This is a genomic window from Agrobacterium bohemicum (assembly GCF_002896715.1).
In the GTDB taxonomy this organism is placed as follows: Bacteria; Pseudomonadota; Alphaproteobacteria; order Rhizobiales; family Rhizobiaceae; genus Agrobacterium; species Agrobacterium bohemicum.
This window is the reverse complement of record NZ_PGEL01000028.1, coordinates 117,492-130,338: the sequence shown is the minus strand read 5'-3', so window position 1 is coordinate 130,338 and position 12,847 is coordinate 117,492. Positions and strand designations below refer to the sequence as shown.

14 protein-coding genes are annotated in these 12,847 nt (G+C 57.1%); 7 read left to right on the top strand and 7 right to left on the bottom strand.

Features of this window, described 5'->3' with window-relative positions:
* The first annotated feature begins 38 nt into the window (after positions 1 to 38).
* Positions 39 to 527 (top strand): CreA family protein, encoded by a 489-nt coding sequence (locus CUC55_RS19330; protein ID WP_103088866.1) that lies wholly within the window; start codon positions 39 to 41, stop codon positions 525 to 527.
* 43 nt (positions 528 to 570) lie between these two features.
* On the opposite strand, the gene CUC55_RS19325 is transcribed toward CUC55_RS19330, so the two are convergent.
* Entirely contained in the window at positions 571 to 1,038 is a 468-nt protein-coding gene (locus CUC55_RS19325; protein WP_067645630.1) for a chemotaxis protein CheW, read from the bottom strand.
* Between the two features lie 221 nt (positions 1,039 to 1,259).
* On the opposite strand from CUC55_RS19325, the gene CUC55_RS22940 reads away from it, so the two are divergent.
* The 4 genes from CUC55_RS22940 to CUC55_RS19310 all read left to right on the top strand — a co-directional run bounded on the left by CUC55_RS22940 (position 1,260) and on the right by CUC55_RS19310 (position 5,041).
* Positions 1,260 to 1,418, top strand: coding sequence for a hypothetical protein (locus CUC55_RS22940; protein WP_170063925.1), 159 nt, complete (start codon positions 1,260 to 1,262; stop codon positions 1,416 to 1,418).
* Positions 1,419 to 1,544: 126 nt separating this feature from the next.
* A complete protein-coding gene (locus CUC55_RS19320; RefSeq protein ID WP_103088865.1) occupies positions 1,545 to 2,144 on the top strand; it encodes an SCO family protein in 600 nt (199 codons plus the stop codon).
* Between the two features lie 95 nt (positions 2,145 to 2,239).
* Positions 2,240 to 3,118 carry a 50S ribosomal protein L11 methyltransferase gene (locus CUC55_RS19315; protein ID WP_103088864.1) on the top strand — a complete coding sequence of 293 codons (879 nt, stop codon included), beginning with the start codon at positions 2,240 to 2,242 and terminating at the stop codon, positions 3,116 to 3,118.
* 87 nt (positions 3,119 to 3,205) lie between these two features.
* On the top strand, positions 3,206 to 5,041 hold the full coding sequence (locus tag CUC55_RS19310; protein WP_067645332.1) for an aminopeptidase P family protein: 1,836 nt from the start codon (positions 3,206 to 3,208) through the stop codon (positions 5,039 to 5,041).
* Here the strand turns inward: CUC55_RS19310 and CUC55_RS19305 are convergent.
* Entirely contained in the window at positions 5,031 to 5,345 is a 315-nt protein-coding gene (locus tag CUC55_RS19305) for an AzlD family protein (protein ID WP_067645635.1), read from the bottom strand. The genes CUC55_RS19310 and CUC55_RS19305 overlap by 11 nt on opposite strands.
* Positions 5,345 to 6,064 (bottom strand): AzlC family ABC transporter permease, encoded by a 720-nt coding sequence (locus CUC55_RS19300; protein ID WP_103088863.1) that lies wholly within the window; start codon positions 6,062 to 6,064, stop codon positions 5,345 to 5,347. Before CUC55_RS19300 ends, CUC55_RS19305 begins: the two co-directional genes overlap by 1 nt.
* A 129-nt stretch (positions 6,065 to 6,193) precedes the next feature.
* Here CUC55_RS19300 and CUC55_RS19295 point away from each other — a divergent pair, with 129 nt between their 5' ends.
* Positions 6,194 to 6,445 (top strand): DUF2164 domain-containing protein, encoded by a 252-nt coding sequence (locus CUC55_RS19295; protein ID WP_103088862.1) that lies wholly within the window; start codon positions 6,194 to 6,196, stop codon positions 6,443 to 6,445.
* A gap of 9 nt (positions 6,446 to 6,454) precedes the next feature.
* Here CUC55_RS19295 and pncA read toward each other — a convergent pair whose 3' ends face one another.
* The gene (gene pncA, locus CUC55_RS19290) at positions 6,455 to 7,081 is read right to left on the bottom strand and encodes a bifunctional nicotinamidase/pyrazinamidase (RefSeq protein ID WP_103088861.1); all 627 of its coding nucleotides are present in this window, start codon (positions 7,079 to 7,081) and stop codon (positions 6,455 to 6,457) included.
* Between the two features lie 438 nt (positions 7,082 to 7,519).
* Between pncA and CUC55_RS19285 the strand changes: the two genes are divergently transcribed.
* Positions 7,520 to 8,785, top strand: coding sequence for a DUF2778 domain-containing protein (locus tag CUC55_RS19285; protein ID WP_103088860.1), 1,266 nt, complete (start codon positions 7,520 to 7,522; stop codon positions 8,783 to 8,785).
* A gap of 6 nt (positions 8,786 to 8,791) precedes the next feature.
* Here CUC55_RS19285 and CUC55_RS19280 read toward each other — a convergent pair whose 3' ends face one another.
* From CUC55_RS19280 to CUC55_RS19270, 3 genes are all read right to left on the bottom strand, one after another.
* Complete coding sequence (locus CUC55_RS19280; RefSeq protein WP_103088859.1) at positions 8,792 to 9,214, bottom strand: DMT family transporter; 423 nt, start codon at positions 9,212 to 9,214, stop codon at positions 8,792 to 8,794.
* On the bottom strand, positions 9,211 to 9,693 hold the full coding sequence (locus tag CUC55_RS19275) for a DMT family transporter (protein WP_067645344.1): 483 nt from the start codon (positions 9,691 to 9,693) through the stop codon (positions 9,211 to 9,213). The genes CUC55_RS19280 and CUC55_RS19275 overlap by 4 nt, the downstream gene beginning before the upstream one ends.
* A 658-nt stretch (positions 9,694 to 10,351) precedes the next feature.
* The gene (locus CUC55_RS19270) at positions 10,352 to 12,820 is read right to left on the bottom strand and encodes an ATP-dependent helicase (RefSeq protein ID WP_103088858.1); all 2,469 of its coding nucleotides are present in this window, start codon (positions 12,818 to 12,820) and stop codon (positions 10,352 to 10,354) included.
* Positions 12,821 to 12,847: the final 27 nt, after the last annotated feature.

Below are 12,847 nucleotides of genomic sequence, written 5' to 3'. Positions count from 1 at the left end.
TACCTATCTCTATGGCAGCTTATGGAGGGCTTAGGGTTATGGTTTCAAAGGTACTTTGTGCACTCGGCGTTGCTGCTTCTGTTGCTCTACCCATCGCGGCCTATGCGCAGGTGGTTGGCAAGGTCGGGGTCGACTGGACTGGAAACGATATCGTCGTAGAGGCGGTCGCGGACCCGCAGGTCAAGGGCGTAACGTGCCACGTCACCTATTTCGACCGTGGCGTTATCGACCGCCTGAAGAATGGAAACTGGTTCGAAGACCCTTCCAACAACGCCATTTCATGCAGTCAGACCGGACCCGTGGAAGTGGGTGATATCGATCTGGACGATGAGGGTGAAGAGGTCTTCCGCCAGGGCATGTCGCTGGTGTGGAAAANGATGGTCGTCAACCGCATCTACGACAAGGCGAACGATACGCTGATCTATCTCGTTCACACCCGTGAACTGACCGATGGTTCCGCCAAGATGGCGATTTCCACCGTGCCGCTCTACGGGCAGACTGTGACATGGAAAAACGGCAAGCCGTGAGGCTCGCCGTTTTCTTAAAGTCCATCGATACGTGCGGCGAGCCTTAGGCGGCTTCGCGCGAAAGCTCGTCGGCGATAACGGTGTCGAGGTTGAGGAAGCAGACCATGCTCTTTTCCAGCGCCACGATGCCGCGGCAGAAATCGCGCTGTTCTTCCGGGATGATTTCCGGTGCGGGCTGAAGGTCTTCGGATTTGATGGTCATCATGTCGGAGACCTGTTCGACCAGAAGGCCGACGAGCTTGCCGCCGATATCGGTGACGATGATGGCTGAGCGTTCTGAAGGCTCGGTCATTTTCATGCCCAGACGGCACGCCATATCGATGACGGGAATAACCGCGCCACGAAGGTTGATGAGGCCAAGAACATAAGGCGGCGTGTGCGGCATCGGGGTGACCGGTGCCCAACCGCGAATTTCGCGGATCGCCATGATGTCTATGCAGAATTCCTGATCGCCGAGATGGAAGGAAACGATTTCAAGGTATGCGCCGGATTGCTTGATGGCGTTTGACATGATTTGAACTTCCTGACGGCTCTCTGGCTGGCCGTTTCGATTTGGGAGGTATGCGGTGTCGGGAGGTTTCCTGATGACATCATGTCGTGCGCTTGAGCGACCGCTGGCGATCATAATGCCCGAAANCCATTTAAACTTTTCCTAACGGACGGCTGTAAACACACAGTAGAAGCACGTTATTTACTGTTTCATGCGGGCTTGTTTGGCGGTATAGACAAAGCATGAAATCTGTACTCGCAGGTCCGTTGAAAGTGCTTGGTGTCACGGTTGCAACAGGCGCAGCATTGCTGCTGGCTGTTTTGACGTTTCAGGGCTGGATGCGACATGGCACGGATATTTTTCTGTCCGCCGTTCAAAGCGGTATCGCTTGGTGCCTTTGAGCGCCTTGATATTTGAGACAAAATAGCGCGGCTGGCGCAATGTGGCCTTTCCTGAATTGCCGAACTTCATCTTGCTGGTCTAGAAGCATGTCAGGAAAGCTGGCTTACCGCTGATCGGGGAATGGCATGAAAANTATTCGTATTGCGCTTTGGGGTGCCGTCGCCGTTCTGCTTGGCGTCATGGGCTGGCTGACGATAGAGCTGACCAAGAGCCGCGAACAGATGGTGGAGGAAGTCTACGGCGTTCCATTCCAGCTGGTTGCGCAGAACGGTCAGCCGATTACCGAACAAGCTTTTCAGGGCAAGCCGACGGCTTTGTTCTTCGGCTTTACCCATTGCCCGGAAGTCTGCCCGACCACGCTGTTCGAGCTGAATGGCTGGATGGAAAAGGTTGACCCGGCAGGCGACAGGATGCAGGCCTATTTCGTGTCCGTCGATCCTGAGCGGGATACGCCTGAAATTCTCAACCAGTATGTTTCCAATGTTTCCAAGCGGATCACCGGTGTTACCGGTGCACCGGACAAGATTGCAGAGACGTTGAGGGGATATCGCATCTACGCCAAGAAAGTACCGGTGGATGAGAAGGACCCGAACGGCGATTACACCATGGATCACACCGCATCGGTTATACTGCTGGATGCGAAGGGCCGCTTTGCAGGCACCATCGCCTATGGTGAGAACCCCGATGTTGCCATCCAGAAGCTGCAAAATCTCACCAAGACCTGATCTTTGATCAATAATCTCACCAGAAGTCCATTGGACTGCTGCCGCTTTNATGGCAAAGGCTGACGGCTGAAACATCTGCATAGAAAGTCTCAGCCGTGAGCGAAATCCGTCTTTATGTGTCCACCACCGAAGTTCAATCGGGCGAAGTTCTGGATTTGCTGTCCGAGGTGTTCGGTGAAGAAGACATCGCTATCGCCAACACCGAGNTGGATGAGAAGCGCGACATCTGGGAAACGTCCGTCTACCTCTATGCAAATGATGAAGACGATGTTCGCAACCGTGTCNATGAGGCGCTGAAGTCTGCCTTCCCGCATCTCACCCTTGTGCGTGAAGTGATTCCCGACGTCGACTGGATTGCCAAATCGCTGGAAGGGCTGACGCCAGTCAGAGCAGGGCGGTTCCTCGTGCACGGCTCGCATGACCGCGACAAGGTTCGGATCAACGATCTCGCCATCGAAATCGAGGCTGGTCAGGCCTTCGGCACTGGCCACCATGGTACGACGGCGGGTTGCCTTGAGATGATCGAGCAGGTTCTGCGGGCGCGCACCATTCGCAATGCGCTGGATTTGGGTACGGGCAGCGGCGTTCTGGCCATCGCGGTCGCAAAGATGCGCCCGGTGCCTGTTCTGGCAACGGATATCGACCCCATCGCCATCAGGGTTGCCAAGGAAANCGCGCGATTGAATGGCATCGTTTCGGGCATGTCGCTGGAAACAGCTCCCGGCTTTCATTCGGATTCGTTTCGCAAGCATGGGCCTTTCGACCTCATCATTGCCAATATTCTTGCCCGCCCATTGATCAAGATGGCGCCGCAACTGGTGACGCATCTGGCACCCGGCGGGACGGTCATCCTGTCCGGCATTCTGGCGTCGCAGCGGTGGAAGGTGCTTTCGGCCTATAATGGCATGCATCTCAGCCATATCCGCACATTGTGGCGCAATGGTTGGGTGACGATCCATCTGCGCAAGGACTGAGTGTTGTAAACACGAGCCTTTCGTCTGGACGTTGGCAAGCGTGACGCGATAAGGTCCGCTCCGAAACAGGCATTCGGAAAGTCATTCATGTTCCAGTCATTCGACAACAAGTCCACACCGCAATTCGGCAAAACCCGTGTCGAGGCGCTTCGCGCAACATTCGATACTCTTGGTATCGATGGTTTTCTCGTGCCGCGCGCCGATGAATATCAGGGCGAATATGTACCTGAATCAGCCGAACGGCTGGCGTGGCTGACGGGCTTTACCGGTTCGGCCGGTGTCGTGCTGGTCACGCGCAACGAGGCGATTGTGTTTGTCGATGGTCGCTATACGACACAGTTGGCCACGCAGGTTGATCCATCCGTTTTCCGGGGCGGCGACCTGGTGGGCGCACCACCTTCGAAGTGGCTTGCCGATAACGCTCCGGATGGCTTTCGCCTTGGCATCGATCCGTGGCTGCACACGGGTGCTGAACTGAAGCGATTCGAACAGGCGCTCTCGGAACAAGGCGGCTCGGTGGTTCTTCTGGGAGCCAATCCGCTTGACCCGCTGTGGGACGGTCGCCCCGCCGAACCGTTGGAGCCGGTTACGATCCAGCCGGATGCCGTCACGGGCATTCCCGCCAACATGAAGATCACGGTCATTGGTGAGATCGTATCAGGGCGTAAAGCCAATGCAGTGCTGATGACCGATCCGTCCTCGATTGCCTGGACATTCAACATTCGCGGCAATGACGTGCCGCACACGCCACACCCTTTGGCGCGCGCCATCATCTATGCCGATGGCAGTGCCGATCTGTTTGTGGATGAGCGCAAGATCGGTGATGAGGTCAAGGCCCATCTCGCACCACTCGCCACTCTTCTGCCGCCCGCTGACATCGAGGCACGGTTACATGCGATTGCCAGTGCGGCAGGCCGTATTCTCGCCGATGTCGATGTGACACCGGTGGCACTGACGCTTTCCATAAAGGAAGCCGGTGGAGAGGTGATCGAAGCCTCCGATCCGGTCAAATTGCCACGCGCCTGCAAGAATACCGCAGAGCTTGCCGGTTCAGCCGCCGCCCACGTGCAGGACGGGGCGGCCATGGTGGAGTTTCTGGCCTGGCTGGACAAACAGCAGCCGGGTACGTTGACGGAGATCAAGGCCGTGACCGCGCTGGAGGCCGTACGGGCGAGGGTAGGGCAGACGTTGCAGAACCCGCTCAAGGATATTTCCTTCGACACGATTTCCGGCGCTGGCGAGAATGCCGCCATCATGCATTACCGCGTGACGACGGACAGCGACCGGCCATTGAATGATGGCACGATGTTCCTGATCGATTCCGGCGCGCAGTACATCAACGGCACGACGGATATCACACGCACGGTCGCAATCGGCAATGTGCCCGAGGAACAGAAGCGTTTCTTCACGCTGGTTCTGAAGGGCTTCATCTCCATCAGCGTTGCACGTTTTCCCAAGGGTACGCGTGGTTGCGATCTCGATCCGCTGGCGCGCATCGCACTGTGGAAGGCGGGCGCGGATTACGCTCATGGCACGGGCCACGGTGTCGGCTCCTACCTCTCCGTGCATGAGGGACCACAGCGTATTTCCCGTGTGTCGCAACAGGAACTCCTGCCGGGCATGATCCTGTCGAACGAGCCGGGATATTACCGTCCTGGTGCATTCGGCATCCGCATCGAAAACCTGATCTACGTGCGTGAGGCGGAAGCGGTTGACGGTGGCGACCTGCCGATGCTGTCGTTCGAGACGCTGACATGGTGCCCTGTCGACCGGCGGCTTATCGTCGTTTCGCTTCTGACCGGCGAAGAGCTGGAATGGTTGAACGCCTATCACGCAAAGGTCAGGGACAAGCTCCTGCCACTGATTTCCGACGAAGAGGTGCAGCAATGGCTGAACGCTGCGACCGAGCCGCTTACGCGATAGAGAAGTAACGCATTGCCACGACAAGCGCCCAGCCTGATATCAGCATGATCAGGCCGGGAAAGCGCAGGCCGACGATTAGTGCCAGGATCATGCCGAGCTTCACCTCGTATCCGCCTTCGAAAAAGGCGGGTGCGACGAGCGTGGTCAGCACGGCCACGGGAACGGCGTTGAGACCGGCTTCGACACGCGGCGGAATGGTCTTCATCCGTACCATCAGCACATAACCGCCAATGCGGGTGAGATATGTCGCGACAGCACCGGCGAAGATGATGAACAATGTCTGCGGATCAAAGAGGTCGTTCATCATACGGCCTCCCCGCTATCGACAATGGTTTGCGGCTCAGCTGGTGCTGGCGGCAGGATGACGGCAAGCAGGATGCCGGTCATGGCGCCTATGCTGACATGCCAGGGCGAGCCGACGAANTGATAGGCGGCGATGGCGCCAACGGCGCTGGCCAGCATGACGGGGTAGAAGTTGCTGCGGGTGCGAAACCCCAGCACCATCCCCATGAAATAGACCGGCAGCAGCACATCGAAGCCCGCCGCCTTCGGATCGCCGATCAGATTGCCCAGCGACGCGCCCGCAATGGTGGAGAGCATCCAGCCGACATAGACGATCAGCGCGTAGCCCATATACCAGGAAAAATCGACCTTGCCGTGGATTTCCTTCTGGCGCACGGATTCGGCAAATTGCGGATCGACCAGAAAGAAAAAGCCGATTGCCTTGCGGGCAAGCGACCATTCCGGGACAATGCGGACCATGGCTGCCGAGTAAAGCACGTGGCGGAAATTGACGGCGAAGATGGACAGCACCACAAGCCAGGCCGGTAGATTCTGGTTGAACAACTCGATACCGACCAGCTGGCTGGCCCCGGCGTAGATGCTGCCGCTCATCAAAATCGCTTCGGCAACCGTCAAGCCGTTATCAATCGCCACGGCACCGAAAAGAGCGCCGAAGGGCAAGACGGACAGAGTGACGGGGAGGCCACGTTTGAGGCCGGACCGAAAGGTGGACACTGACATATGTTAGAAGCTCCGAATTTCTCCTGCTCCTAGCGTCCTCAGCGTCATCTGACAAACGAATTGCTGGAATAGATTAGATTGATTTCATTGAAGTATCGATTACGCTCCCCGTAACCGAAGGAGCCTGTGATGAAAGACTTGAAGCTGGAAAAGCAGCAAAAGGCCGATATGGTCACCGCGCTGCGTGGCTTTCTCACCGACGAACTCGACGTGGATATCGGCGCGCTTCAGGTCGATATGCTGGTGGACCATCTTGCCGAGGTGATTGGTCCGGTGTTTNACAACAAGGGCCTGCGTGACGCGCATGAAGCGGTGCTGCAGCGTATGGAATATGCGGCAGCCGATATCGACTTGCTGGAGCGAACGGTGCCGCGCCGGTGAGACCCGGCATCAGTCGTTCAGGATATCGCTGCTGTTGACGATGGCCACGCCCTTGGCCCTCATAGACGCAATGGCGTTTCGGATGCCTTCGGGGTCGATCCCGCGGCTTGCGTCCTCGATGAAGCGCACCTTGACATCAGGTAACATATCCACGGCGTCCAGCGCTGAAAAACTGACGCAGTAATCGGTTGCCAGCCCACAGATGTCCAACACGGTCACGCCCTGGCGCTCCAGATATTCCGACAGGCCGGTGGTTGCGAATTGGTCATTGTCACGAAAGGCTGAATAGCTGTCCACAGCGGGGTTCTCGCCCTTTTGCTGCACATAGTCGAAGGCGTCCGTGTTCAAGTCGGGGTGGAATTCCGCGTCCTGCGTGCCTTGGACGCAATGATCCGGCCACATGACTTGCGGCTTGCCGGAAAGCTCGCCCAACTCGAATGCCTGTTTGTCCGGATGCTGGGAGGCGAAGCTGCCGTGGTTTGCCGGATGCCAGTCCTGCGAAGCAACGATGATGTCGTATCCACCATTGTCTATCAGTGCATTGGCGATGGGTACGATCTTGTCGCCATCCTTCACGGCGAGGTTGCCGCCTGGGCAGAAACCATTCTGGATATCGATCAAANGCAGAGCTTTCATATTGTGTCCTCCGACATCATGTGAAGATGCCAACCGAAAGGGTTTGGATCAAGCCCAAACGTTCACGCACCTGGCTATTCGTTAACATCTGACATTACGCCGCCGTAATTTTAGCCAAATCGGCCTATAACCGAGCTTTATCGGTGGGAAGAATCAGTTACCGTCCATATCGAAATCTCTTACACGCGCCTTATCCGACCATTCTCGGCATGACATCTCATGGCGTGTGGTAACTTGGTAGGCGGCTTAAGAGAAACGCATGCGAGCTTTCAAAGAACTGTGTTTTCAGGGGACTTGTAAAGACTTTGGTTACCATAATTCGGCATGCTCTGAACCTGTTAGCAACGATGCTGGCGCACCTAGCGTGCAGCTTTCGCGGCATTCACACGATGACCGGTTTCGACCGGTCTTGCGTAACCGGTTTGAGTAAAATGTATCATGGCGTTATCACTCGTGGCTCGTAACGAAGTGCGCGTTGGCCGCGCTTCCGTCACCGCAAAGCGCAAGCCTGCTGGCTTGGGCAAATTTNCCGCCATGCTGGGCGGCGGCGTGTTGGCAAGTGTCTGTGCCGTCACGGCTTTTGCGTCTCTGCATGGTATGGCGCAAGCCTCCCATGGGGTGCAGCGCTTCGACAAGCTGCTTGTCGCCGGTCTGGAGCGGACGTCGCTCGATGCGGCCGAGCGGAATGTTCATATTCGCAAATTCTCCCGTCTTTCGGAAAACGGTCACGGCAGCCAGAAGGCCGTGCGGCTCGCCGCCGAGCATCACATCGGTGCAAAGGCTTTTGCCGAACGTTACGGTGCATCCGTTGCCATGAATGCCCATGCGCAGGCTGCGGCTCAAGCCCTGGCAGCGCTGCGCCCATCGGCGATTGTCGATTCGGCGCTTGGCCGCAATACTGAGCAGGCCATGCTGGAAACGCAGGCGAAGGAACACCCGGCATTCGAGGTGGCGCTGGGCAAGCCTCAGACAACCACCGATAACGAGATCGATCTGCTGCCGGAAACTGTTCCGCTGCCAAGCTTCCGTCCGGAGATTGCACGTGCGGTAGACGTCGAGCCGACACCACGCCCAGCCGTACCATCTCTGGCTGAGAAGCAACTGGCGGCGGCGCCCACTTCAGCACCCGTACCTGCGCCTATTCAACAGAGACCCGCGACCAACATGGTGGCTTTCGCGCGGCCTGACAATCCGATGCGTGAAACCAAGATGGATGCTGTGCCGTGGCCTGATCGCGGCAATGGCACTGCCATCTATGATATTTCCGCAGGCGTCGTGCATTTGCCAAGCGGCGAAAAGCTGGAAGCCCACTCCGGCATTGGCAAGATGCGGGACAATCCTGATTTCGTGCATGTTAAAATGCGCGGTGCCACACCGCCTTCAAGCTACAAGCTGACGATGCGCGAGTCGCTGTTTCACGGCGTCGAAGCCATTCGTCTGACGCCTGAGAGCGGCGTCAACCCGCATGGACGGAACGGCCTTCTGGCACACACTTACATGCTGGCACGGCGTGGTGAATCCAATGGCTGTGTTGTTTTCAAGGATTACACGCGCTTTCTGGCCGCTTTCAAACGAGGCGAAGTCAAGCGGATCGTGGTTGTGCCGAAGCTTTCGGGACGGTCTTCCATGACGGCTGGTGGCGCGACGAAGGGCAGTGGCAAAACACTGTTCGGCATGCTGGCCGGTCGCGGTACGGATTCCTGACCCGGATCATCGCTTGCGTTGCGTCAGCACCATGCCTGCGAGAATGAGCAGAACGCCCAGCGCGCTGGCCCATGCTTTCGGTGGTTGATCGCTGAAAAGATCGAGCACCACACCCGACACCATCTGACCGCTGATGACAAGAAGCGCTGTGTTGACTGCGCCAATACGCGGAATGAGCCAGCTTCCCGATGCAATAAAAATGACGCCGATCGGTCCGCCAATGAAGGCGTACCACGNCGCGTCCGCCGCGCCTGATGGTAAGAGTCCACCGATGGCGAGACCAAGTGCCGTCAACACCACGAAGCCGACCAGATGGTTCCATAGGGACGCAATCAACGGTGAGTTCGACAGGCTGAGGCGACCGTTGATCTGACGGCTCAGCGATACGAAAACGCCGCCTGCAAAGGCCACTGCAATCCAAAATGTCATGCTGCTCTCCCCACCAGAACGATGAGCGCGCTACCGCCAAGGATGAGGGCTACTGTGCACAGATCACGCGCATCGGGACGGCGTTTTGGCAGGCCGAAAAGGCCCCAGAAGTCCGCAATCAGGCTGAAGATGACCTGGCCACCCAGCCCGAGCGCAATGGTGCCGGACAAAGCGAGCGGCGAGTTCACCGCGCTTGAGGTGAGCATGACGATGGCCGCACCAACAACGCCGCCCGTATATGCCCAGTACGGCGCCTTCGGCTTTGCCTGCCGCTCACCTTTGGGTTTTCGGTAGAGAATGGCGAGGTAGATCAGAGCCGCAATCGTGCCCGTGCCATGTGCCGTCCAAGACGAAAACAGGGCGTTGCCGTAATGGGCAAGCATACCGTTGAAATGCACCATCAAGGTCAACAGGCAACCGCTGGCGAAGGCCGCAGCAAGGTGGAGCGGGTTCAAGCGCGTATGGGTCTTTTCGGTCATGATGGGCCAATGCTTCAGAGGGTGATTCAGCTTTAGCCGATATGTCCTTGAAGCAAAATTGAATTTCGCTGAAGTTTGAAAAGTGGCAGCATTTATCGGAACCAAAAACGGTGTCGGTTGTTAAGTGGTCATGAAGAAAACGACCCGCAAACCTCTGAACCGCATGACTATTTTNGTCATCACGATTTNCATTTTGGCTATCATTGTTGCCGCTATCTATTTGATTGGCTTCACGCCGGGTGAGACGCCTCCGGTTTGATCACTGTCACCTCAGTCTGGTCGCTGCTTAATACGGTGATATCCATATTTTTTNGCGAAGACCCGTGATTACGCCTGCCATGCATCAGCATATACGATAATTCCGAAAATTCCGGGATGGGAAAGGTCAGCTTTCTGCCATCCGTGGCTTCAATCCGCTCGACCGGCAGGCCAAGTTCAGCGATTTTAGAAANCATGGCAACACGTCGTTTGTCCGTGCCACTGAGGTTTAAGAGTTAGGCATCAAGTCTAAATTTGGTTTAGGTAATAAATGCACGGATTTCCCCAACCATAGCTGGCCATAGAATGGGAAATATATTGCATTCAATTTTTTAAAGTGAATATCCGGCGCTGTGGGGCCGCAGGAGAGTATTAGTCCCGTGGCAAAAATAGTGACGCTTTAAACCCGCTCTACGAACCCGTCCAGCACGCGCTTTTGTCCGGCGCGATCGAAGTCGATGGTCAGTTTGTTACCTTCCACCCCCGCAACGTTGCCATTTCCAAATTTCATGTGAAAGACACGGTCGCCGACGAAGAATTTCGATGGGGTGTCTGCCACGGATTTCGCGACCAGTTCCCCGTCGATGGTGCGGCTTTTCGGGCCGCTTTCGCCATAGCCTATTCTGTCAACGGAGTGGCCGGAGCGGCTACCCCAATTGTCGCGGGTCGCATCCGACTTGTTGGCCTGCGCGCGTTTCCAGCCGGGTGTCGAATAATTGTTGGTGAACGGGTCTGCGGCGTCGAAACGCGACTGGCCGTAGCCGCCACGTCCGCCATATCCGCCGTAATTGCTGTCCGAGGCCGAAACCTCGACATGGTTGGGTGGCAGTTCTTCGAGAAAACGAGACGGGATCGTGGCTTGCCACAGCCCGTGGATGCGGCGGTTGGAAACGAACCAGATGTGGCAGCGGCGTTTGGCCCGCGTAATGCCGACATAGGCCAGCCGCCGTTCTTCTTCCAGACCGGAGCGGCCACCTTCGTCCAGTGAGCGCTGGTGCGGAAAGAGGCCTTCTTCCCAGCCCGGTAGAAAGACTGTCTCAAACTCCAGACCCTTGGCGGAGTGCAACGTCATGATTGAAACGGCGTCGAGTTCTGCGTTCTTTTCCGTGTCCATCACAAGTGCGACATGCTCGAGGAAGCTGCGCATGCTCTCATACGCTTCCATGGAGCGGATGAGTTCTTTCAGGTTTTCCAACCTGCCGGGGCCTTCGGCGGTTTTATCCGCCTGCCACATGGCGGTGTAACCGCTCTCATCGAGAATTTGCTCTGCCAGTACAGTGTGTTCGGTATTCTCAAGCAGGTTCTGCCAGCGGCGGAAATCCTGCACGACATCGAACAAGGCCTTACGCGCCTTCGGTTTCAACTCATCGGTTTCGATAATGTCGGCGGCAGCAGCGAGCATGGGAATGTCGCGGGCGCGGGCATAGTCATGCAGGTTGCGCACCGTGGTGTCGCCAAGGCCGCGCTTTGGCGTATTGATGATGCGCTCGAACGCCAGATCGTCGGCGGATTGGCAGACGAGACGGAAATAGGCGAGAGCGTCGCGGATTTCGAGGCGTTCATAGAAGCGCGGACCGCCGATGACGCGGTAGTTCAGGCCAAGCGTGACGAAGCGGTCTTCAAATTCACGCATCTGGAAGGACGCGCGGACCAGAATTGCCATGTTGTTGAGCGGATGCTTGATGCGCTGAAGCTGCTCGATTTCATCTCCAACGGCACGGGCTTCCTCTTCCGAATCCCACGCGGCGTGGACGACGACCTTTTCGTCGTCGGGTTCACTGCGATCGGTAAACAGCGTCTTGCCGAGGCGGCCTTCATTGTGGGCGATCAGATGACCGGCTGCGCCCAAAATATGTTCGGTGGAGCGATAGTTGCGCTCCAGCTTGATGACCTTTGCGCCGGGAAAATCCTTGTCGAAGCGTAGGATGTTGTCCACCTCGGCACCGCGCCAGCCGTAGATCGACTGGTCGTCGTCACCCACGCAACAGACGTTTTGCGGCTGGCCTTTGGGCCGCTGCGCCAAAAGGCGAAGCCACATATACTGGCAGGTGTTGGTGTCCTGATACTCGTCCACCAGAATGTAACGAAACTTCTGATGATATTCTTTCAAAATGTCCGGGTGGTTTCGGAAANTCGTGATCGGGTGCAGGAGCAGGTCGCCGAAATCGCAGGCGTTCAGCGTCTTTAGCCGCTGCTGATAAGCAGCATAGAGTTCACGGCCCTTGCCATTGGCAAAAGCGCGGCTGTCACCCTCGGGAATTTCAGGTGGCGTCAGTCCCTTGTTCTTCCAACCATCGATCATGCCCGCGAACTGTTTTGCGGGCCAGCGCTTGTCGTCCAGACCTTCGGCCTGAATGAGCTGCTTGAGCAGTCGCACCACATCATCGGTATCCAGAATGGTGAAATCGGATTTCAGGCTCATCAGCTCCGCATGGCGGCGGAGCAATTTTACACCGATGGAGTGGAAGGTGCCGAGCCACGGCATGCCTTCGACCGCACCGCCAACGAGAACGCCGATACGTTCCTTCATTTCGCGCGCGGCCTTGTTGGTAAAGGTCACGGCCAAAATCTGGCTTGGGTAGACGCGACCGGTTGCGAGAATATGTGCGATACGCGTGGTCAGGACCCGCGTCTTGCCGGTGCCGGCACCNGCGAGCACGAGAACGGGTCCCTCGAGAGTTTCGACGGCTTCGCGCTGCTCCGGGTTCAGGCCCGCCAGATAATCGGACGCAGCTCGCCCCTTATCACGTGCCGCCATGGCCTGCGCTGCTATGCCCAAACCACTAGCACAAGGGGGAGCGGCTGGCTGGCGGCGTGGCTCTGAAGGTTCTTCATCGAAGAACGGCATATCGTCGAAACTGTTACTCATGAGGCCCAATGTAGTGATTCGGGGCGG

Coding starts and splice junctions, on each gene's coding strand:
- CUC55_RS19325 (WP_067645630.1), bottom strand. CDS start 1,038: ATGTCAAACGCCATCAAGCAATCCGGCGCATACCTTGAAATCGTTTCC.
- CUC55_RS22940 (WP_170063925.1), top strand. CDS start 1,260: ATGAAATCTGTACTCGCAGGTCCGTTGAAAGTGCTTGGTGTCACGGTT.
- CUC55_RS19305 (WP_067645635.1), bottom strand. CDS start 5,345: ATGAACGACCTCTTTGATCCGCAGACATTGTTCATCATCTTCGCCGGT.
- CUC55_RS19310 (WP_067645332.1), top strand. CDS start 3,206: ATGTTCCAGTCATTCGACAACAAGTCCACACCGCAATTCGGCAAAACC.
- CUC55_RS19275 (WP_067645344.1), bottom strand. CDS start 9,693: ATGACCGAAAAGACCCATACGCGCTTGAACCCGCTCCACCTTGCTGCG.